Source organism: Xanthomonas sp. NCPPB 2922 (genome assembly GCF_041520885.1).
GTDB lineage: Bacteria > Pseudomonadota > Gammaproteobacteria > Xanthomonadales > Xanthomonadaceae > Xanthomonas > Xanthomonas campestris.
Map to the genome: position 1 here is coordinate 42,184 of NZ_JBGOFY010000020.1, position 22,580 is coordinate 64,763.

Here is a 22,580-nt window from a genome sequence, read left to right on the forward strand (position 1 = left end):
GGTGATGAGGATTGCGCTGTACGGGTCACGCATGACGGGTTGCATTCAGATGACAGCGGGCACTGCCTGGGAAAGCTGCTGCGTCATGGCACGCCAATCGCGGTGCAGCGCCGTGCTGCGCAGAATCACACCGCGCGGTTGCTGCCGGCCGCAGCGGCGTAAGTGCACAGTGGCTGGCATGGCGGTGATCGATAATGCGGCTTTACCAATGCGAGTGCCGCCATGTCCACACCTCCCCCACAACCGCATCGCGTGCTGATCGCCGGCGGCAGCCGCGGGATCGGGTTGGCGATTGCGCAGGCCTTTGTCCGCAGCGGCGCGCAGGTCTCGCTATGCGCACGCAATCCCAACGGCCTGGCTGACGCCGCTGCCCAGCTCGCAGCGCACGGAGCGCCGGTGCATACGTTTGCCTGCGACCTGGCCGACGCCGCGCAGATCGAGCGCTATGTGCATGCCGCTGCACAGGCGTTGGGCGGCCTGGACGTGGTGGTCAACAACGCCTCCGGCTACGGGCACGGCAATGACGACGAAAGCTGGCAAGCCGGCCTGGATGTCGACCTGATGGCCGCGGTGCGCTGCAACCGCGCCGCGCTGCCGCATCTGCGCCAGAGTAGCGATGCGGTAATTCTCAACATCAGCTCGATCAACGGCCAGCGCCCCACCCCGCGCGCGATCGCCTATTCCACCGCCAAGGCCGCGCTCAACTACTACACCACCACGCTGGCCGCCGAGCTAGCGCGCGACCGCATCCGCGTCAACGCGATCGCACCCGGCTCGATCGAATTCCCCGGCGGGCTGTGGGAACAACGCAGCCGCGACGAACCTGCGTTGTATGCACGTATCCGCGACAGCATTCCGTTCGGCGGCTTCGGGCAGGTGCAGCATATTGCCGACGCCGCGCTATTCCTGGCATCGCCACAGGCACGCTGGATCACCGGGCAGGTGCTGGCAGTGGATGGTGGGCAGTCGTTGAAAGTGAACTGAAGGCAGAGATCACGGTTGTTGCGCCGCAAGCCGATGAGCACGACGGCCGCAAAATTCGCACACCCATGCGCCCAGGTCCTGCGCGCCGCCCACGCCTGACTGAGGCCTGCTTGCTACATAGTGTCAGCCGCTCCTGAAGGAGCGATCCGAACCGTGTTGCAACATTTCACTGACGGCGCCGCAATCAGAGCTTGAACGCGCAACGCTTCCGATCCTTATCTGAGCAGATCAACACGTTCGAACGGTTCGGGTCTTGCTCCCAGCTTGCGCCGACAGGCTGCGCTACTTTTTTCAGCTTCAGCGACATGCGCAATCCGGAAAGACCCGGGCCGGCGTAATCGCAGGCGATCAGATGTTCGTCGCTGAGGATGGATACCGAAGTAAAGGTCAGCTCGCGCAGCTCGACATCGTCTGCCTCAGGGGGATTGACGCCGATCCACGGATTGCCATTGCTGGTCGAAATCGTAGTGTAGGTGTCGCCTTCGACAGATTTGGACTTAACGATACGAGCATTGCGCAGGTCTGGACACGATTTATTGATATCGGTGGCCGCGGCGGCGTTCCCCGCCATAGCGGCCAACGCGATTACCATCACCAGTGATTTACGATTCATCTTATCTCTCCTGCTGAGACGCCATGAATGTGACGTCATGCATAGCACTGTCGACTACCGGCAACGTAGATGGATCCGGAATGCCGAAAGGACAACGCGCCATGCGAAGCAGGCGACGGAACCTCGTCAAACATCGGCAAGATAACGTGGCTACGGAATGCACGTCGTCTTAAAGCAAATCGTCATCGGGAAGATTCACCTCTTGCTTGTTGTGCAATTGGCGCCCTTGTGCTCTTGCACTGCGTTGGCATGCGCCACCTGCACCGACTATGGCCAGCACATGCAAGACCCGAGGAGTTCTTCCGCCCGCATTATCGACCTGCCGGTGGATGGCCGTGACTACGAGCGCCGCAGTTAGAGGGAGGCAATTACGCCACCAACTCCGCTGCCTCTATACAATGCTCGCCGCGCGCAGGCGCCAGCGCGGCACTGACCATGGCGGCGGCGATGCGGTCGGCCGGGTTGATGCGCAAGCGGCGTGGCAGAACGGGGCCGAGTGCGCCGAGCACCAGGCTGCCGAGGTGCTCGCCAGTGCGGCGTTCTTCGCGTTCGCCGCCGATCAGGCCTGGGCGCACGAAGGTCAGCGAAGGGAATCCCACGGCGCGCAGGTCGCGTTCCAGCTCGCCCTTGACGCGGTCGTAGAAGATCCACGAATCGGAATTGGCGCCGGCCGCCGAGTTGAGCACGAACACTGAGGTGCCTTGCGCGCAGGCGGCGCGCGCGATCGCCATCGGGTAGTCATGGTCGATGCGATAAAACGCCTCGCGCGAGCCGGCCTGTTTCATGGTGCTGCCCAGCGCGCAGATGGCCGCTTCCATGTGCGGTGCGGTCCAGCTGTCCAGGCGTTCGAAGTCGATCACCTGGTTGCGCAGCTTGGGGTGGATCTGCGTCAACGGCCGGCGCGTGATCGCCACCACGCCGGTGCAACGCGCATCCGCCAGCAATTGCTGCAGGACATGTTTTCCGACCAGACCGGTCGCCCCTGCCAACAACACGTCCATCAGTGCGCCCCCGCCATCAGCGGGCGCCTTCCGACACGATCCGGGCACTGCTGGCAATGCGGTCACGCTCCACCGCCAGCAAGGTGAGCGAATGCGCCGGTGCCTTCCATTCGCTGCCACCGGCAACCACGCGGCCACCATGACGTGCGGTGTCCACCAGCACGCGCCAGTGTTCGTCGTGCATCGCCGGCAGCGTAAACGCGACGCTGGTGGGCGCGGCATTGATCAGCATCAGCAACGTCACGTTGGCGGCGATCTCGCGCAAGCCGGTGGTCGGCGAGCGGCCGTCCAGGCGCAGCATCAGCGCGCGCGCTTCGGGGTCGTGCCAGGCGGCTTCGTCCATCTCGTTGCCGTTGGGCGCCAGCCAGGTCAGATCCTTCAGGCCCAGCGCTTCGTCGAACTTGCCGTCGAAGAAGCGTGCGCGATGCAGCAACGGGTAACGTTGGCGGATGCGGATCAGGCGACGCACAAACGCGGCCTGGTCTGCGGCAGCGGCTTTGGTGGCCGCAGTCCAGTCGATCCAGGTCAGCTCGTTGTCCTGGCAATACGCGTTGTTGTTGCCGTTCTGGCTATGCCCGAATTCATCGCCGGCCAGCAGCATCGGCGTGCCCTGCGAGAGCAGCAAGGTGGCCAGCAGGTTGCGCATCTGTTGCCGCCGCAGCTGCTTGATGGCGGGGTTGTCGGTCTCGCCTTCGGCGCCGTAATTGGCGGAGATGTTGTGATCGCTGCCATCGCGGCCGTCTTCGCCGTTGGCGAGGTTGTGCTTGCCTTCGTAGCTGACCAGATCGCGCAAGGTGAAGCCGTCATGCGCGGTGACGAAATTCACCGACGCGGTGGGGCGGCGGCCGCTGTGGTTGAACAGGTCTGCCGACCCGGTGAGGCGCGTGGCCAGTTCTGCCAGCTGGCCGCCATCGCCACGCCAGAACGCACGCACGTTATCGCGGAATTTGTCGTTCCACTCCACCCAGCCTGGCGGGAAGTTGCCCACCTGATAACCGCCGGGGCCGATGTCCCATGGCTCGGCGATCAGCTTGGTCTGGCTGAGCACCGGATCCTGGCGCACGGCATCCAGGAAGCTGCCCGAGGGATCGAACCCATAGCGCTCGCGGCCGAGGATGCTGGCCAGATCGAAGCGGAACCCGTCGACATGCATTTCCTGCACCCAGTAACGCAGCGAATCCATCACCATGCGCAGCGCGCCGACGTTGGTGAGGTCGAAAGTGTTTCCGGTGCCGGTGTCGTTGATGTAGAAACGGCGGTCGTCGGCCAGGCGGTAATAGCTGGCGTTGTCGATGCCCTTGAACGACAGCGTCGGCCCGAGCTCGTTGCCTTCGGCAGTGTGGTTGTAGACCACATCCAGCAGCACTTCGAGCCCTGCGTGATGCAGCCGCGCCACCATCTGCTTGAACTCGGCCACCGTGCGCGTGGACATGTAACGGCCCTGCGGCGCGAAAAAGCCCAGCGTGTTGTAGCCCCAGTAATTGCGCAGGCCTTTTTCCAGCAGGTACTGGTCATCGACAAAGGCATGCACGGGCAGCAATTCGACCGCAGTGACGCCGAGTGAACTGATGTGGTCGATCAACTCGTCGGTCTTCAGTGCCGAGAACGTGCCGCGGTTTTCCGGCGGCACGGCCGGGTGCAGCATGCTCAGGCCGCGCACGTGCGCCTCGTAGATCACCGTGCGGTTCCACGGGGTCTGCGGCGGGCGGTCCTGGCCCCAGGTAAAGGCCGGGTCGATCACTGCGGACTTGGGCATGAACGCGGCGCTGTCGCGGCGGTCAAAACTCAGGTCCTTGTCGCGGTGGCCGATGGTGTAGCCGAACAGATGCGGCGCCCATTTGAGCTCGCCCACGATCTGCTTGGCATACGGGTCCAGCAGCAATTTATTGTGGTTGAAGCGGTGCCCGGCATCGGGTGCGTACGGGCCATGCACGCGGTAGCCGTAGAGCTGGCCCGGGCGCGCGTCGGGCAGATAACCGTGCCAGACCTCGTCGGTGTATTCGGGTAGCGGGATGCGTTCCTGCTCGCGGCCACGCTCGTCGAACAGGCACAGCTCCACGCGGGTGGCATTGCGCGAATACAGCGCGAAGTTGACGCCCAGGCCATCCCAGGTGGCACCGAGTGGATTGGGACGGCCTTCGCGAATGCGCGAGCGCTGGGTGAACTTGCGAGTGGCCATCGGTGACTCCTTAGAACGCGGTGAACGAATACGGGAACGCGATTACGACGATGCAACGATACGCGGGCCGGCGGGCGCGGCGGCGCCCTGCTCGGCGGCGCGAATTTCTGCCTCGACCAGGCGCTCGGCCATGGCCCAGTGGCGGTCGGCATGCCCGTCCGGGCGGCCTTCGGCCTCCCATATTTCCTGTGCCAGCTGACGGAGGCGTGCCTGGCGCTGCGTGTCGTTCATCGTGTTTCCTCTGAGGGGGTCAGCAACACTGCCACCGGGGAGCGTGCAAATAGCGTGGACAGCGCAAGACGCCCGCGCTGGGGCTGCAGTGTGCTGCCATCGAGCACATTGCGATACGCCCCATCCGGCACGGCCAGCGCCGCGTTGCCCCATTCCGCCGGCGGCACCAGCAGCGGCAGCTCGCCAGATGCCTGCTCACCGGCACCCAGCCGGGTGACGGCCACGATCAATGATTGACCACGATGCTGGCGACGGAAGGCGATCACTTGCGCCTGCGTGCCGGTGGCTACGTTCAAGGGCTGATAGTCGCCTTGCGCGAACAGCGCCGGATGCGCGGCGCGCAGTTGCAGCAGCACCGCGGTGAGGCGCGCCTTGACCGCGCCATCGCGCCAGCTGCGCAGCAGCGCATGCCAGTCGCGGCGCAGCGTCAGCCATTGCTGGCGTTGGGCGTAGTCCACCGGGCGGCGGTTGTCCGGGTCCACCAGCGACAGATCCCAGCCTTCGGTGCCCTGGTAGAGATCGGGCACGCCCGGCACGGTGAGGCGCAGCGTGGTCTGCGCCAACGCATTGCGCGCACCGGCAGCGGCGATGTGGTTGCTGGCGCGCAACAGCGCGCGGCGCAGCGGCAGGCCGGCGCGGCTGCACAGCACCTGCTCCACGGTGGCCTGCACGGCCTGTTCGTAATCGGGCGAGCCATCGGTCCAGCTGGTGTGCAGCTTGGCTTCGCGCACGGCCTTGAGCAGCCACTGCGCCACGCGCTCGGCAAACGCGGCCAGCGGCTCGGCCTGGTCGGCGCCCAGCCCGATCGGCCAGGCGGCCACCAGGGTCTGCCACAGCATCTGCTGGTCGCCGCCGGCCAGGGCCGGTGCCTCCAGCGACTCGGTCAGCGCATCGAACTGCGTGCTCTGCTCCACCCACCAGCGCGGTTGTTCGGACAACACCGCCATGCGCATGCGCAGGTCTTCGCCGCGCTTGTGGTCATGCGTGGCGGTGGCCAGCAGCGCGCGCGGGTAGTGCTTGGCGCGCTCCTGGTTCTGCGCATGGAACTGCGCGATGTCGTTGGCGAAATGGGTCGGATGGCTGCCGACCTCGTTGCGCGACAACAACACGCCGTGGCGGTAAAACGCGGTGTCTTCCACGGCCTTGGCATTGAGCGGGGCCGACAACTGCTCCACCCGGCGGCGCAGGATGCGGCGCAGCGCAATCTGCGCGCGGTCGGCGCCGTTGTCGTCGAGCAGCCAGCGCTCGATGGCATCCACCGCCGCCACGATCGCCTCGGGCATGCCCTGGCGCGCGCGCGCGGCGGTGCTGCGCAGGCGCTCCGCATCGGCACCGCTCAGGCCCTTGGCGCCGGCATAGGTGCGGTACACCGGGAACCAGCGCAGCAGCACGCACAGCCCACGTGCCAGCATTTGCGGGCTGAACTCACGCGTGGGCGGATCCAGCCGCGCCAGGGCCGACAACGCACCCACCGCGCGATTGAACTCGGTCTGCAGCGAGCCGCGCAGCATCTCATCGCGTGCGCTGCGTTCTTCCTGCGCAAAGTCGCCACTGCGTCCGCTCACCTTCTGCCAGGCGCGCGCCAGCGGCTTGAAGCCGGCCGCGTCGTGCAGCACGCCGCCCACCTGGTCCATGAAGTCATAGCCGGTGGTGCCGTCGCACGGCCAGTCGGCCGGCAGGTGCTCGCCGGGGGCGAGGATCTTTTCCAGGTACAGGCCCAGGCTGCCGGGCTTGAGCCCGCGCTGGCGGCCGGCCGCATCCAGGCGGCTGCGCAGCTTGCGCACATAGCCGGTGGGATCGGTGAGGCCATCGACATGGTCGATGCGCAGGCCGTCCAGATGGCCTTCGGCCACCAGCCGCAGCGGCAGCGCATGCACCGCGTCGAACACTGCCGGCAGCTCCACCCGCAGCGCCACCAGCGAGGTGATGTCGAAGAAGCGGCGGTAGTTGAGCATGTCGTTGCCCACGCGCCACCAGTTCAGGCGGTAGGGCTGGCGTTCGATCAACTTGTGCAGGCGGCCGTCGCCGCGTTTGGCACCGTCGTTGTAGTCGCGCAGCCACTGCGCGCGCGCCGAGGCTTCCGGCACGTCGAGGGTCTGCGGACGGATCGGGTAGCGCTGGTCGTAATGCGCCAGTGCGGGCGTGCCGTCGTCATCCAGCACCAGCGTGATCAGGCCGTCGGCCAATGCGTTGGCATAGGGCCGGTCGAGCACCGCCAGCCACAGCTTGCCGTCGCGGCCCGGGGCGCGCCAATCGATGTCGAACCAGTCGGCGTGCTTGGCGCTGCGGCCGTTGCGCAAGACATCCCACCACCACGCGTTCTGCGCGTGCGTGGCCATGTGGTTGGGCACGATGTCGGCGATCAGGCCCATGTCGTGCGCGCGTGCGGCCTGTGACAGCGCCACCAGAGCGTCTTCGCCACCGAGCTCCGGGTTGACCACCGTGGGATCGATGTTGTCGTAGCCGTGCGTGGAGCCCGGCACCGCAGTGCCGATCGGCGACAGATACAGATGGCTGATGCCCAGCCCGGCGTAGTACGGCACCTGCGCAAGCGCATCGTGCAGGGTGAAACCGGCATGCAGCTGCAGGCGGGCGGTGGCGCGAAGGGGAATCATGGATGCGGTTCCGAAACGGCCGAGACGCGGCGCGCCTCGGCAAAACCCTGCAGCGCGGCGGTCAGCTGCGCCTGGGGCAAGGGGTCGGGCAGGCGTCGGCGCCAATTGGGATGGACCTCGACGGTGCCCGGCAGATTGGGTTGTTCGTCCAGCGCCAGCGCGTCTTCCACCGGCAGCAGGGCCAGCGGCGACACACTGCTGGCGGTGAAGCGCAGCGCATCCAGCAACGGCGCATCTCTGCCCAGGCCGGCGTCGGCCACGGCCGCGTCCAGGCGCGAAGCGTCGCGCGTGCGCGTCTGGTGGTCGGCCTGCGCCTGCGCGGGCTGGATCAGCTCGAGCTTGCGGCGCCAGTCGATGTCGCGGCCGGCGCGCCAGCCGGTCAGGGTGGGCAGATCGTGGGTGGTGGTGGTGGCCACCGCGTCCGCACGCCACAGCGCCGGCGGCACGAAGGCACCCTCCTGGTCGCGGGTGAACATCAGCACGTCGATGCCCATCACGCCGCGGCGCGAGAGCTCCTCGCGGATGCCCGGCGGCACCACGCCCAGGTCTTCGCCGATCACGATGGCGCGATGCCGCCAGGATTCCAGCGCGAGCAGATTGAGCAGGTCCTGCAGCGGATACGCCAGGTAGGCGCCATCGCCGGAGCTGGCGCCATCGGGCACCACCCACAGCCGCAGCAGGCCCAGGATGTGATCGATGCGGATGCCGCCACGGTCGCGCAGCACCGCACGCAGCAGCGCGATATACGGCGCAAATCCGCTACGGCGCAGCGCGGTGGGCGAGTACGCACCGATGCCCCAGTGCTGGCCATCGGCATTGAAGGCGTCCGGGGGCGCGCCCAGCACCAGCCCGCGCAGTACGGTGTCGGCCGCGGCGGCGGCTTCGGCACCATTCGGATCAAAGCCCACCGCCAGATCGGCAATCAGGCCGATCCGCATGCCGCGCTCGTGCGCTTCACGTTGCACGTCGGCCCAGCTGCGGGCGGCCAGCCATTGGGTGAACACATGCAGGTGCGCATCGCCATCGCCGAAGTCGCGCGCGGCGAAGTGTGCAAACGCCTCCAGCGCCGCGCCACCCTGAGCGCGAAACGCCGCCAGCTCCGGGTGGTCCGGCGTCACCTGGGTGGACAGCTGGCGCAGCAGTTCCCACTTGGCAGCGGCCGAGGCCGGCCAGTCGATCAATGCGGTGCCATGCAGCCCGTCCAGGCGTTCGCGCAGGCCGGGCACGGCAGCAATCGCCGTGTGCACGGCATCGCCCAGCACGCGCACCGGTGCGGCGTGCAAGGGGTCCAGGAACCGCCGGTCGCTGGGCGAATACGGGCTGTAGCCGCCGGTGATCGGGCGCGAGGCATGCACCGGGCTCAGCGCCAACGCATCGGCATTGGCGCCGGCGGCCTGCCGCACCCACTCCATGGCTCCGGCCGCATCGCCAATGCCGCCATCGTCGGCGCTGCGGGCCGAATACACCTGCAGCGCCATGCCCCACGCACGCGGCACCGGCTGGCCACAGGCGTCGGCCACGCTGAAGCAGCGCTGCGGCGCCACGGCCACCTGCTGGGCCGTGGTGCCCAGTTCCAGCGTCCAGTAGCCAAAGCGCGCCGGCGCCAGCAGCCGGCCCTGCGCATCGGCCCGCGCGGCCTCGCTGCTGCCGTCTTCGGCCTGCCAGCGGCCCTGTGCGTTGGGCGCAACCTGCAACGGCAAGGGCTCGCCCACCTTCACCGTCACCAGCGGCGCCGGCTCGGCGGCAGTGGCGCGGATGCGCTGCAGGCTGTCGGCGCGCTGCGCGGCGCTGGCGGCGGGCAATTCCAGCGCGGTGAGCACGGCATGGATCGACTCCGGCGCCACCTGGCGCGGCTGGTCGCTGGCGTCCACCCAATCCACCATCACCCCGGCCGCGGCGGCCAGGGCATGCAGTTCCTGCGTACTCATGCGTGTTCCTCGTACCAGGCGATGAAGCTGTCGGTGGGCAGCGTCTGCGCATCGGCCGCAACGTTTTCGGCATGCGCCACGCGGCCACGCAGCGGCGGCAACGGCACTGCATCGGCACCAACGTTGAAGGCGATATGCCACAGCCCGCCCGGCAACTCCCAGGTGGCGGTGACTGCACCATCGGCCAGCACGCTGGCACGCAGCGCGCGCGCCTGCGCCAGGCCGGGCACCAGCCACTGCCGGCGCACGCCCAGCAGCGCCTGGAACCAGGCCGCCCACTGCGCGCCGTCGCCGTGCGCGGCGTCTTCGATCGGCGCACGCGAGGCAGCAAAGGTGGCGTGGCTGTTGGGGTCGGGAATGGTTTCGCGCTTGGCCGGGTCGGCGAATGCGGCAAAGTGCGCAAACTCGCGGCGGCGGCCTTCGCGCACCGCATCGTCGAGCGGCGGGCCGAAGTCGGTGAAGAACAGGAACGGCTGCGTTGCGCCCCACGGCTCACCCATGAAGAACAGCGGGATCATCGGCGTCAACGCGGTCAGCGCCAGCGCCGCACGCAACCGTTGCGGCGACACCAGCACGCTCAGCCGCTCACCGCAGGCGCGGTTGCCGATCTGGTCGTGGTTCTGCGCAAAGATCACGAACTTGTGCGGCGGCAGCGCCCCGCTCGGCTCGCCACGCACATGCCCGCGCGGATCGGGCTGGCCCTGATAGGCGAAGCCTTCGCCAAGCACGCGCGCCAGATGCTGGGAGGGCTGGTCGGCAAACGCGGCGTAATAGCCCTCTTCCTCACCGGTCAGCAGCACGTGCAGCGCATTGTGGAAATCGTCGTCCCATTGCGCGGTGTAGCCACGGTCCAGTTGCGAGGCCTGGTTGGCTTCGTTTTCCAGCACCAGATGCACGTGCCGCCCGGCCGGCAGGCTGGCCTCGATGGTCTCGCGCAAGGTATCCAGGAACGCATTGGGCGTGATCGCATGCACCGCATCCAGGCGCAGCCCGTCGAAGCCGTATTCGTGCAGCCACATCAGCGCGTTGTCGAGGAAGTAGCGCTGCACCGGTGGCTTGCGGAAGTCGATCGCTGCGCCCCACGGCGTGGGCTTGTCTTCGTTGAAGAACGCCGAGGCGTAACTGCCCAGGTAATTACCGTCCGGGCCGAAATGGTTGTAGACCACATCCAGCAACACCATCAGGCCATGGCCGTGTGCCGCGTCGATCAGTGCCTTCAGCTCGTCCGGCGTGCCGTAGGCCTCGGCCGGCGCATACGGCAGCACGCCGTCGTAGCCCCAGTTGTGCGCACCGGGAAATGCGCTCAGCGGCATCAGCTCGATCGCGGTGATGCCCATTGCCGCCAGCTGCGGCAATTGCGCCTGCACACCGGCGTAGCCCCCGCAGGCACCGACGTGCAGTTCGTAGATCACCGCCTCGTCCCACGGCCGGCCCTGCCACTGCGTGTGCGTCCAGTGGTAGCCGTCAACGCGCTGCACCGCACTGGAGCCGTGCACGCCATCGGGCTGCCAGCGCGAGGCAGGGTCCGGCACCGGCGTCTGGCCATCCACGCGGTAGCGGTAGCGCGCATCCAGTGCGCAGGCCGCCACACCACTGAAAAACCCATCGTCCTGCCGCTGCAGCGCGGCACGCTCGCCGCTGTCGAAGATCACTTCCACGGTGTGGGCATCGGGCGCCCAGAGCGCAAAGCGCACCTGCCCGTCGCCCGCCGGCCATGCACCCCAGGCGGGCGTGGTCACATTGCGCTCGATCATGTCATTTCTCCGCTTGCAGGTAGATCGTGGCCAGCGGCGGCAGCGTCAGGCGCAGGCTTTGCGCGTGGCCATGCATCCCGGTCGGTTCGGTCAGCAGACGACCGCCATTGCCAAGATTGCTGCCGCCGTAATGGGCACTGTCGGTATTGAGGATTTCGCGCCAGCCGCCGGCACGCGGCACGCCGACGCGGTAGTCGTGATGCGGCTGCGGGGTGAGGTTGCTCACCGCCAGCAGCGGCGCGCCGCCGTCGGGGTCGTGGCGAATGAAGGCCAGCACGCTGTTGCGCGCATCGTCGGCCACGCTCCACTCGAAGCCATCGGCACGGTGGTTGCCGCGGTACAGCGCAGGCACGCGGCGCAAGGCGCGGTTGAGATCGCGCACCAGCTGCTGCATCCCGCGATGCGGCGCGTGATCGAGCAGGTGCCAGTCCAGCGAGCGGTCGTGGTTCCAATCCGCCCGCTGGCCGAATTCGGCGCCCATGAACAGCAACTTGTCGCCCGGGTGAGCCCACATCAACGCCAGGTAGGCGCGCAGGTTGGCAAAGCGGCGCCAGTCGTCGCCGGGCATCTGGCCAAGCAGGCCGCCGGTGCCGTGCACCACTTCGTCATGCGACAGCGGCAGCACGAAGCGTTCGGAAAACGCATACACCAGCCCGAAAGTCAGCTGGCTGTGATGCTGGGCGCGCGCGGCCGGGTCGCGCTGCATGTAGTGCAGCGTGTCGTGCATCCAGCCCATGTTCCATTTGTGCGTAAAGCCCAGCCCGCCTTCGCTGATCGGCGCGGTCACGCCCGGCCAGGCCGTGGATTCCTCGGCGATGGTCAGCACGCCGGGGAACTGGCTGGCGATCTCGCCGGTGAGCTGGCGCAGGAACGCCACCGCCTCCAGGTTCTCGCGCCCGCCGTGGGCGTTGGGCACCCACTCGCCCTCGGCACGGCCGTAGTCGCGGTAGAGCATCGAGGCCACCGCATCCACGCGCAGGCCATCGAGGTGGTAATGCGCAATCCACTCCATCGCACTGCCGAGCAGATACGCGGTGACCTCGGGCCGGCCGTAGTTGTAGATCAGCGTATTCCAGTCGCGATGCATGCCCTCGCGCGGGTCGGCGTGCTCGTAGGTGGCACTGCCGTCGAACTGGCTCAGCCCATGTGCATCATCGGGAAAGTGCGCGCTGACCCAGTCCAGGATCACGCCGATGCCGGCGCGGTGGCACGCATCGACGAACTGGGCAAACCCGTCCGGGCTGCCGTGCCTTGCAGTGGGCGCGTACAAGCCCAGCGGCTGATAGCCCCACGAGCCGCCGAACGGGTGCTCGGTGATCGGCAGTAGTTCGATATGGGTGAAGCCCAGCTCCTGAACGTACGGGATCAACTGCGCCGCCAGCGACACCCAGTCCAGCGGCTGATCGTGGCCGTCGCGGCGCCAGGAGGCAGCGTGCACTTCATAGATCGACAGCGGCGCCGGCTCGGCAGCGGCGCTGCGGCGTGCCATCCACTCGGCATCGGTCCAGGCAAACGCATCCGCACTGGCCACCACCGAGGCGGTGGCCGGTGGCAACTCGCTCTGTCGGGCCACCGGGTCGGCCTTGAGCAAGACCCGGCCATCGGCGGTGGTGATGGCGTACTTGTAGCGCGCGCCGGTCTCCACGCGTGGCAGCACCAGCTCCCAGATGCCGCCGCTGCGCTGGCGCATTGGATGGCGGCGTGGCTCCCAACCGTTGAAGTCGCCCACCACTGCCACGCGCTGGGCATGCGACGCCCACACCGCAAAACGCACCGTGGGCACCTCGCCAACCTGCACATGCCGCGCGCCCAGGTTGGCGCGCAGCGCCTGGCCGTCGCCGGCAGCAATCTGCAGCAGCGCCGATTCATCGATCTGCGGCGCAAACGCGTATGGGTCTTCGATCTCCTGCACCACGTCCGGCCAGACGATGCGCAGGCGGTACGCGGCCTCTGCCGGCAGTTCGCCTTCGAACACACCGTCGATCGGGCTGGCCTGCATGCGGGCCAGCAACTTGCCGCGGCCATCGATCAGCCCCAAGGCCTCGGCGCCGGGCGCCAGGACCCGCACACGCAAGCGGCCATCGGCCTGCACGTGCGGCCCCAACACCGCAAAGGCGTCGCCGGGGAGCCCGGCGGCGATCGCCTGCAGGTCCTGCAGTGCTACGGCGCTCCCTCCGCCGCCTTCCACCATGTCCTGCTCCGCGTCCCGGCCGTGCACGCCCAACCGTTCGCTCATGACACCGTCGCAACAGCGGGTGCGGTTTCAGCGGTGCGCTCGTATAGCGAGATGTATTTCTTGCCCGCCACATCCCAGCCGCTGGGCCGCAGCATCGCGGCGCGGCGCATCGCCGACAGCAGGCTGGGCAGGCGGAAGGTGCGGAAGGCGCGCTCCAGGCAGCGCCGCAGCGCTTCGGCGCTGGCCTGCTGGAACAGGAACCCGGTGACACCATCGTCCACGGTGTCGATCAGCCCACCAGTGGCATGCGCGATCGGCAGGCAGCCGAAGCGCTGCGCGTACATCTGGCTCAGGCCGCACGGCTCGAAGCGCGAGGGCATCAGCAGGAAGTCGGCGCCGGCGAACATGCGCCGCGCCAGGCCTTCCTCGAAACCGATGAACGCACCGACCTGGCCGGGATAACGCCGGGTCAGCTCGGCCACCTGTTGCTCGATCTCCGGCTCACCGCCGCCGATCACCGCGATCTGGCCGCCAGCGGCCACGATCTGCGGGGCGACCTCGCAAATCAGGTCCAGGCCCTTCTGGTGCACCAGGCGCGACACCACCGCGAACAGCGGGCCGGCGCTCTCACGCAGACCGAAGGCCTTGCGCACCTGCGCGGCGTTGGCCTGGCGGCCCTGCCAGTGGTTCACGCTGAAATGGCTGTCCAGGTATTCGTCGGTGCGCGGGTCCCAGCTGGCGTCGATGCCGTTGACGATGCCGCTCAGCGCGCCCTTGGCGGCGCGGCCGGCCAGCAGGCGGTCCAGCCCGCAGCCCTGCGCCGGGCCGGTGATCTGCTGCGCGTAGCTGACGCTCACCGTGTTGACGTGGTCGGCATGCACGATGCCGCCGCGCAGGAACGACATCTGTCCGTAGAACTCCAGCTCCGAGACGCGCTCGGCCGGGATGCCCAGTGCGGCGGCCATCGAATACGGCACCAGGCCCTGGTAGGCCAGGTTATGGATGGTCAGCAGGCACGGCGTGGTGCCGCCGGACCAGCGCACGTAGGCGGCAGCCAGGGCACACGGCCAGTCGTTGAGGTGCAGCAGGCGCGGCCGCCAGCCCAGCCCGGCACGGCCGGCGGCGATCTGCGCGGCAGCGTGCGACAAGGTGGCAAAGCGGATTGCGTTGTCTTCGAACTCCGAACCGCTGGTGCTCACATACGGCGAGCCATCGCGTTCGAACAGTTCCTTGGACAGCAGGATGTAGATCGGCAGGCCGTCCGATTGCACGATGCGGCCGATGTCGCAGGCCGGCAGCGCGGCATGCGCCAGCACACGGCCCACGATCTCCACCTTGCCCGCGCGCGCCAGCACCGCGCGGTAGCCGGGGATCAACACGCGCACGTCGTAGCGATGGCGCAATGCGCGCGGCAGTGCCGCCGCCACATCACCCAGGCCGCCGGCCTTGATGAAGTCCGCCATCTCCGACACCACGAACAACGCACCGCGCGTATCGGCCAGTGCAACCGGCAGACGCTCGTGGTGACGGATGAAACGGCCGCGCGCATCACGCGGCCGCACGCTCTTCTTGAGCGAAGTCGGGATCATCGTGCTGCGCTCTAGGCGTGCGGTAGTGGCGTGAAGCGGCATCATGGCAACCATCTAAACGTCCGTCGTAAAGTGGGTGGAGACGGAAAAACAGAGAAGCAAAAACCATCGCCTGCCTGCGTGGCCAGACGACTTGCAACGAAGAGAGGAGCGGGGCCAACGCGCGTACTCCACGTCGTCCTTGTCAGTGAATCTACACCCCGTCTAAATAAAAGATGCGTGAACACGTGCTGACTTTTCCAAGACAGCACACATTCCCTTGCAGTGGTTCTGCTGCGGCATTCGGCAGAAGCGTGAGATTGCAGTGCGATGACATCCCCACATAGGTGCGCGGTGGTTGCGTTGCACCGAAATCGGGAGCCGCGGCCGTGGCTGTCGTCATCTGCGTAACTGGTTCAGATGCGCACGATCCGCCCTCGCGTGTGATGGCCGTCGGCGTTACTGCGGTCGCGTCTGCAAACCGCGCACGCGCGTGCTCAAGGGCCCTGCACCAACGCCGATAACGTGGCGTTGGTACTTCACCCTCGAGACCTGGCGCATGGCAGAACAGCCCGAACACCCCAACCGCCCACGTGGCGGGCTGCGCCGTCTGCTGCCATGGGGCGGTGCCGGCACCGCGCGCCCGGCTACCTTGCCCAGCGTGCTGGGCGAGCGCGACGGCGCTGGATTGGCTGCACATCAGCTGGTGCCGGCCAAGGCCAAGTCGGGCGCGCATGACCCCGCCGCTGCCACTGCGCTACTGATCCGCCTGTTTTCGCATGCCGCGCACCCGGAAGCCTTGCTGCTGGCCTTTGCCGAAGGCATTGCCAGCCTGCATGGTGAGCTCGGCGACATGGGCGTACGCCTGGGTACGGCGTATGCCGCCGGCGACTGGCCCGGATATGGGCGCGCCCTGCGCCAGCTGATCGACAAATACATCCGCACCATCGATACCGGCGATTCGCTGGCCGAAGGCCGTACCGAAGCAGAACAGCTGCGCGACCTGCTGCGGCACGCGTTGGGCAATGCATTGGCCACACTGCTGCAACGCAGCCCGGAGTTGGCCGAAGAAGCGCAAACGCTGGCCTCGGCACTGCGCCACTGGCGACCCGGCCACGAACTGATCACCCTGGAACAGCGGCTACGCGAGCTCAGCCACCAGATCGGCTTGCGCGCCGAAGATGCCAGCGAGCAACAGAACCTGTTGCTGGGGTTATTCGACCTATTGTTGGAGAACGTCGGCGAACTCCTGGACGATCGCAGCTGGCTGCAGGGCCAGATCTCGGTGGTCCGGCAGTTGATCGCCGGGCCGATGGACGTGGGTTCGATCGAACAGGCGCGCGGCACCCTGCGCGAGGTGATCTACAAGCAAGGCCTGCTCAAGCAGGGCATTGCCGACTCCAAGACCGCCATGCGCGAGATGATGGTGTCCTTCGTCGACCGGCTCGACGGCATGGCCACCAGCACCGGCGAATACCACGACCGCGTTGCCGGTTATTCGCAGGCGATCGGCGACGCTCGCAGCATTCCCGACCTCAACCGTTTGCTGCAGGACCTGTTGCAGGACACCGCCGGCGTGCAGGCGCAGGCGCTGGCCGCCCGCGATGAACTGCTGTCCGCGCGCCGCCAGGTGGAAGAGGCCGAGCACCGCATCGCCTCGCTGGAGCAGGAGCTCAAGGACGTGGCCGGTCTGGTGCGCGAAGACCAGCTCACCGGCGCCCTCAACCGGCGCGGCTTCGAAGAACTGTTCGAGCGCGAGGCCACCCGCACCCAGCGCAGCGGGCAACCGCTGTGCGTGGCGATGCTGGACCTGGACGACTTCCGCCGCCTCAACGAGACCCATGGGCATGCCGGTGGCGACGCCGCGTTGCGCCACACCGTGGACGTGGCCAAGTCGGTGCTGCGCACCACCGATGCGATTGCGCGCTTCGGTGGCGAGGAATTCGTGTTGCTGTTGCCGGACTCGACCATCTTCGAGGCCAGCGCTGCGGTGATCCGCCTGCAGCGCGCGCTTGCGCAGCGCTCGCTGCTGCATGAAGACGTGCGCGTGTTCGTCAGCTTCAGCGGCGGCGTGGCAATGCGCCGCACCGACGAAGCCCAGGACGAGGTGATCCGCCGCGCCGACCGCGCCATGTACGACTCCAAGGCGGCCGGCAAGAACCGGGTGATCAGCGCCGACTAAGAGCGCTAACAAAACGTAGCGAGCAGCCGTCAGGTGGGTGCGGCCGGCGCGGAGAAACCGGTGTGTACGGGGGTACATGCCGATTCCGAGCACCGGCCGCGCCCGTCTGGCAGCTGCGCAGTCGTTTTGATAGCTGCTCTAACTCCCCTGCCAACGCAGCTTCAGATAGTCCACGACCTGCCCGGTCTGGGGTTGGGCAATGAACCCTTGGCGAAACAGCATGCATCCACGTATCTGAGGCAGGGCTGCGTTCAAATCCAATTGGCGGGCGATCTCCGGGACACCGCCGGCAATGGTCCAGTCCGGCTCCAGCGCATTCGCAATCCCTACCTTGTACAACGCCATGCCGATGTACAGGTGGACACGGCCGCTGCCGACGGTGTCGGCCCACCAGCGCGCGATCGTGTCGTAGCGCACTATCTGGCGCGCAAACGGCCAATAGATCTGCGGCACGATGTAATCGACGAGTTCTTCACGCACCCAGCGCCGGGTATCTGCGTAGGCAACGTCGAACGACGGAGCGCCTGCCTGCGTCTGCGATCCCTGCGGATCGTCCTGCACGTTGCGCCATACCCCTGCCGGACTGACGCCGAAGGCCACACTCGGCCGGATCGTGCGAATGGTCGTGCCCACTTCCCGCATCAAGCGATAGGTGTTGTGGCGCCGCCAATCGCCCTTGTCGACGAAGCCTGCACCATGACGGGCATAGGTCTGTGCGTCGTCCAGCGGCGACTGCGCGGTTTCGCTATAGAAATAATCGTCGAACTGCACACCATCCACGTTGTAACGGACAATCAGTTCCGCGACCACGGCGCAGATCCAGCGGCGAACGGCAGGAATACCGGGATCAAGCACCAGCCGGTTGGCGGCCACCCCTACCCACTCGGGATGTTGCACGTACACGCTGGGGGGCGAATCGCGCGATGCAGCGCTCAACGCATCGCGCGTGGCCTGGCTGATGTTGGTCGAGACGCGGTAAGGATTGAGCCAGGCATGGACCTGGATGCCGCGTGCGTGCGCGTGCCGAAGCAGGAAGGCCAATGGATCGAAACCGGGATCCTTGCCATGCACGCCCGTCAACACCGGCGACCATGGCAGAATCCGCGACCGATACAACGCATCGGCACATGGCTTGACCTGAAAGACCAACGTGTTGAGATGCAGCGCCTGGGCCTGGTCGAGAATCGCCAGCAATTCCTGCTGCTGGAGCATGACACGCGCGATCGGATCGGCCACACGGGCGGAGGCCGCACTTGGCCAGTCGAGATTGAGCACACTCGTTACCCAGGTGGCCCGCATCTGGCCGCGCGCAGGAAGCGCTGCGCGTGCCGGCACACCCGCCACACTCGCTGCGATTGCTGCCGACCCCAGCCCCAGGAAGCGTCTGCGCCCGATCGCGTCGGACCCGCACGCCAGTGCTGCGGGCGCCCCATCATCCGCCTGCGGCAGCTCTGACTGCGCCGCTGCACGCGTAGATCCACCTGCATGGTCGTACTCGTCCAGCATCTTGTGCATGTTGCGCTCTCGCCTGTGGTCCGCCAGCAAGGCCAGCCAACGCCATCCGCATGCCACCGCAGGCGACTACCTGGCCGCACACCGCACCAGCGGTGTTGCCAGAGGCTAGCAAGCGCAACCAGCAGGCGCGCAACCCATGATCGTTAGCCTGTACGCGATTTCGCTTGTCGCCGAAGCGACTGCACAGAATCAGTGCGCGGCCTTGTTCCCGCGCAGCTTCTGAAACCCGGTCACCGCCGCCAGCACCACCGCACCGGCCACCACGCCCACCAGCATGTTGCCCAGTGCCTCCACCAGCCAGCCCAGGCTGCCGGAGGCCTTTGCCAGGTCCACCACCAGGTGGTGCAGGGTCGGGATGTTGTGCACCAGGATGCCGCCGCCGACCAGGAACATCGCCAGCGTGCCGGCCACCGACAGGAACTTCATCAGCCACGGCGCCGCCACCAGGATGCCGCGGCCCAGGGCCGCCAGCGCCGCGCCCTTCTTGCTCAGATACAGGCCCAGGTCGTCGAGCTTCACGATGCCGGCCACCAGGCCGTAGACGCCGATGGTCATGGCCAGCGCAATCGCCACCAGCACGGCCACCTGCTGGCCGAACGACACGCCCGCCACCACGCCCAGCGACAGCACGATGATTTCGGCCGACAGGATGAAGTCGGTGCGGATCGCGCCCTTGACCTTGTCCTTCTCCAGCGCCACCACGTCCACTGCCTCGTCGGCCAGCACCCGGGTGCGCTCGGCGTGCCGCTGCGCATCTTCTTCTTCGCTATGCAGGAACTTGTGCGCCAGCTTCTCCACGCCTTCGAAACACAGGTACGCGCCGCCGATCATCATCAGCGGCATCACCAGCGGCACGTTGTAGCCGCGCCCGCGCAGCCAGGCCTCCAGGGCGCTGATCGCCAGCGCCGCCGGGACCAGGATCACCTTGTTCACCAGCGAGCCCTTGGCCACCGCCCACACCACCGGCAGCTCGCGGTCGGCGGTGACGCCGGTGACCTGCTGCGCGTTGAGCGCCAGATCGTCGCCCAGCACGCCGGCCGTCTTCTTGGCCGCCACCTTGGTGAGGATGGACACGTCGTCCAGCAGCGTGGCGATGTCGTCGAGCAGGGTAAACAGGCTGGCACCGGCCATGCGGAGGTCCTTCTTGGGTGGGCGTGAATTCTCGCCGATCCTGCGCGCCGATGGGGTGACGGCTGCACCAGGGTGCTGGCGAGACACCGCGGGGCACACGCAGCACGCGCCAGCAGGCCAGACTGCGCCGCGCGCGCCGCCGGCAGCAGCGGCACGCCCGGACCGTTCGCAGGCCCGGGCGCGGATTCACCACGCGACGACCCGGCGCTGGCCACACTCGGGCGCTCAACACCACCCGGAGATGGCCTTGAGCCCCAACGACCCGCACCGCACACCGGCTCAGGCCACGCACCCGGCCGACAACGCCGTGGTCGGCGGCATGAGCCGACGGACGCAGATCCTGCGCCTGTTGCTGCGGTACCGCGGGTCGGGCGTGTTTGCCGGCATGAGCCTGGACCCGGCGGCGGTCAATGAATACGAAGTGCCCGCCGAAGGCACGCCGGACCAGTTCGTTGCCGACCTGGAGGCGCTGGGCCCCACCTTCGTCAAACTCGGGCAGATGCTCTCCACCCGCCCGGACATCGTGCCGCCGGAGTTCGCCACCGCGCTGGAGCGCATGCAGGAGAACACCAGCTCGGTGCCGGTGGAGCGCATCCGCCAGATCATCGAAGAAGAGCTCGGCGTGGCGGTCAACAAGGCGTTCTCGCATTTCGACCCGGTGCCGCTGGGCTGCGCCTCGCTGGCGCAGGTGCATCGCGCCGCCCTGCGTGACGGCACGCCGGTGGCGATCAAGGTGCAAAAGCCCGAGGTCGCCGCGCAGGTGCGCTCGGACCTGGACGTTCTCAAGAGCTTCGCCAACGCCGCCGACCGCCTCACCGGCATCGGCCGGCGGGTGCGCTTTGCCGACTGGCTGGGCGAATTCGGCAAGACCCTGCGCGCCGAACTCAACTACGAAGCCGAAGCCGAGACCCTGGTGCGCTTCGGCGAACACCTCAAGCCGCTCCCTTTGCTGTGGGTGCCGCAACCGGTGTGGGACCTCAGCAGCCGCAAGGTGCTGACCATGCAGCTGGCCGAAGGCGTGCGCGTGGACAAGATCTCCGGCCTGCGCCGCACCGAGCAGCCGATGGACGAGCTGGCCGCGGCCCTGGTCAAGGGCTACCTGGACCAGATGTTCGTGCATGGCGAAATCCATGCCGACCCGCACCCGGGCAACCTGCGGGTAATGCCCGACGGTCGCCTGGCCATCTTCGACCTGGGCATGGTGGCCCACGTGCCACCGCGCCTGCGCGAGCGCCTGCTCAAATTGCTGTTTGCCGCCGTAGATGGCCGTGGCGAAGAAGTCGCCGAGGAAACCATCGCGCTCAGCACGCGCCTGGAGGACTACGACGAGGAGCGCTACCTGCGCGAAACCGGGCAGATGATTGCCCGCTACGCCGCACACGACGCCACCTCCGAGGGCCGCGTGGTGCTGGACCTGGTGCGCATTGCCACCGCCACCGGCCTGCGCACGCCGCCGGAGCTGAGCCTGCTCGGCAAGACCTTGCTGAATCTGGAAGGCGTATGCCGCGCGCTGTCGCCGGCACTGGATACGCGCCGCATCGTCGAACGCCACCTGCAGCACGTGATGCGCGCGCGCCTGAAGAAGTCGATGTCGGCGGCCAACCTGGCCAGCGAAGCCATGGAATTGCAGCACCTGCTGCGCGAAGGCCCGCGCCGCATGTCCGACATCCTCTCGCTGGTGGCCGAAAACCGCATGCAGATGCGGGTGACCGGGCTGGAAGAGTCGCACCTGATGGAAAGCCTGCAGAAGATCGCCAACCGCGTCGCCGCCGGCATCGTCACCGCCGCGCTGATCATGGCGTCCTCGCAGATGATGCGGATCGAGACCGGTCTCAAGCTGTGGGGCTACCCCGCGATCGCGATGGTGCTGTTTCTGCTCGGCGTGTTCCTGGGCCTGGGTATCGTGCTCAGTGCGCTGGTCTTCGACCGCCGCGTGCGCGCACGTGAGGAACGTGGGCACCGGTAACGCGGGATGGTTGGTGCCTGCTGCTTGTGCGCCTGTTCTTCGTTAGGCGTTCGACGCCGCATATGGGCGGTGGCAGTGGCGTTGAAGTCAAAAGTGTCTGCACGCCGGCGTCGTGGTTGCCTGCATGGATCTCGCTTGCGACATCATCGAAGAGCATCAAGGGCCATGGCGCATCTGGTTGGCGACAAGCGGCGGTGCCAGCCCGATCGCAGGCAGCCCGGTTGATCAGTTGATCGGTTGATCGGTTGATCGGTTGATCGGTTGATAGGTTGATAGGTTGATAGGTTGATAGGTTGATAGGTTGATAGGCACCGTCGATGATTTCTCGCTATCGCGCAACAGCGCAATGAACGCGTGCTTTCAACCGCACGCACCTAGCTTGCGTTCGCCAACGCACCGAACACATGCCGCAGCTGCGCGAGCATTCAAAGGTGTTGTCCGGGCAGCAGCGCCACAAAGGCCAGGCGCACTTCCTGCCTAGTGCTCGATATCCCCTAGCAATTCTCGCCACGCCGCAACCAGTCGTTCTCCAGACAACGACTAGCTCCCCAAGCGTCTTGCATCACACTGCGTGTGTCTTTGACGGCCAGCACTGCGCCGTTCAATCGTGCAGCTCAGAGCGGGCAGAACCGCGCCAATACGCCTGTATATCGCAGCGTAATTTGCGCTTTGCCCGCGTCCACACGCGCTTCGGCGAGAAAGCAGCCCACCTGGCAAAGCAGCGCGCACAGTGGCCG

General features: G+C 67.2%; 14 protein-coding genes and 2 other RNA genes. 4 read left to right on the plus strand and 12 right to left on the minus strand.

The features are described 5' to 3' along the window. Positions 1-222: 222 nt before the first annotated feature. Both ACD584_RS18045 and ACD584_RS18050 read left to right on the plus strand, forming a co-directional pair. The gene (locus ACD584_RS18045; protein WP_076037364.1) at positions 223-984 is read left to right on the plus strand and encodes an SDR family NAD(P)-dependent oxidoreductase; all 762 of its coding nucleotides are present in this window, start codon (positions 223-225) and stop codon (positions 982-984) included. A gap of 55 nt (positions 985-1,039) precedes the next feature. Further along, positions 1,040-1,113, plus strand: a non-coding RNA gene (locus ACD584_RS18050) — sX9 sRNA. 55 nt (positions 1,114-1,168) lie between these two features. Here ACD584_RS18050 and ACD584_RS18055 read toward each other — a convergent pair. The 9 genes from ACD584_RS18055 to glgA all read right to left on the minus strand — a co-directional run bounded on the left by ACD584_RS18055 (position 1,169) and on the right by glgA (position 15,124). Continuing rightward, positions 1,169-1,597 (minus strand): DUF3757 domain-containing protein, encoded by a 429-nt coding sequence (locus ACD584_RS18055; protein WP_076037365.1) that lies wholly within the window; start codon positions 1,595-1,597, stop codon positions 1,169-1,171. 368 nt (positions 1,598-1,965) lie between these two features. Further along, the gene (locus tag ACD584_RS18060; protein ID WP_139328400.1) at positions 1,966-2,598 is read right to left on the minus strand and encodes an NAD(P)H-binding protein; all 633 of its coding nucleotides are present in this window, start codon (positions 2,596-2,598) and stop codon (positions 1,966-1,968) included. 16 nt (positions 2,599-2,614) lie between these two features. Next, positions 2,615-4,777 carry a glycogen debranching protein GlgX gene (gene glgX / locus ACD584_RS18065; RefSeq protein WP_011035667.1) on the minus strand — a complete coding sequence of 721 codons (2,163 nt, stop codon included), beginning with the start codon at positions 4,775-4,777 and terminating at the stop codon, positions 2,615-2,617. A gap of 42 nt (positions 4,778-4,819) precedes the next feature. Beyond that, positions 4,820-5,008, minus strand: a complete 189-nt coding sequence (locus tag ACD584_RS18070) for a DUF2934 domain-containing protein (protein ID WP_011035666.1) — start codon at positions 5,006-5,008, stop codon at positions 4,820-4,822. Then, entirely contained in the window at positions 5,005-7,623 is a 2,619-nt protein-coding gene (treY, locus tag ACD584_RS18075; RefSeq protein ID WP_076037368.1) for a malto-oligosyltrehalose synthase, read from the minus strand. Before treY ends, ACD584_RS18070 begins: the two co-directional genes overlap by 4 nt. Beyond that, entirely contained in the window at positions 7,620-9,551 is a 1,932-nt protein-coding gene (locus ACD584_RS18080) for a 4-alpha-glucanotransferase (protein ID WP_076037369.1), read from the minus strand. Before ACD584_RS18080 ends, treY begins: the two co-directional genes overlap by 4 nt. Next, complete coding sequence (gene treZ / locus ACD584_RS18085) at positions 9,548-11,305, minus strand: malto-oligosyltrehalose trehalohydrolase (RefSeq protein ID WP_076037370.1); 1,758 nt, start codon at positions 11,303-11,305, stop codon at positions 9,548-9,550. The genes ACD584_RS18080 and treZ overlap by 4 nt, the downstream gene beginning before the upstream one ends. 1 nt (position 11,306) lies before the next feature. Beyond that, on the minus strand, positions 11,307-13,541 hold the full coding sequence (locus tag ACD584_RS18090; RefSeq protein WP_076037371.1) for a 1,4-alpha-glucan branching enzyme: 2,235 nt from the start codon (positions 13,539-13,541) through the stop codon (positions 11,307-11,309). Beyond that, positions 13,538-15,124 (minus strand): glycogen synthase GlgA, encoded by a 1,587-nt coding sequence (glgA, locus tag ACD584_RS18095; protein ID WP_175611718.1) that lies wholly within the window; start codon positions 15,122-15,124, stop codon positions 13,538-13,540. The genes ACD584_RS18090 and glgA overlap by 4 nt, the downstream gene beginning before the upstream one ends. A 484-nt stretch (positions 15,125-15,608) precedes the next feature. Here glgA and ACD584_RS18100 point away from each other — a divergent pair, with 484 nt between their 5' ends. Then, positions 15,609-17,231, plus strand: coding sequence for a GGDEF domain-containing protein (locus ACD584_RS18100; RefSeq protein ID WP_076037372.1), 1,623 nt, complete (start codon positions 15,609-15,611; stop codon positions 17,229-17,231). Between the two features lie 3 nt (positions 17,232-17,234). On the opposite strand, the gene ACD584_RS18105 is transcribed toward ACD584_RS18100, so the two are convergent. From ACD584_RS18105 to ACD584_RS18115, 3 genes are all read right to left on the minus strand, one after another. After that, a non-coding RNA gene (locus tag ACD584_RS18105) (sX9 sRNA) lies at positions 17,235-17,309 on the minus strand. A gap of 60 nt (positions 17,310-17,369) precedes the next feature. Beyond that, positions 17,370-18,746, minus strand: a complete 1,377-nt coding sequence (locus ACD584_RS18110; protein ID WP_070689483.1) for a glycoside hydrolase family 10 protein — start codon at positions 18,744-18,746, stop codon at positions 17,370-17,372. A gap of 189 nt (positions 18,747-18,935) precedes the next feature. Continuing rightward, positions 18,936-19,877 carry a DUF808 domain-containing protein gene (locus ACD584_RS18115; protein ID WP_014509267.1) on the minus strand — a complete coding sequence of 314 codons (942 nt, stop codon included), beginning with the start codon at positions 19,875-19,877 and terminating at the stop codon, positions 18,936-18,938. 241 nt (positions 19,878-20,118) lie between these two features. Between ACD584_RS18115 and ACD584_RS18120 the strand changes: the two genes are divergently transcribed. After that, positions 20,119-21,843, plus strand: a complete 1,725-nt coding sequence (locus ACD584_RS18120; RefSeq protein ID WP_076037374.1) for an AarF/ABC1/UbiB kinase family protein — start codon at positions 20,119-20,121, stop codon at positions 21,841-21,843. Positions 21,844-22,580 lie beyond the last annotated feature (737 nt).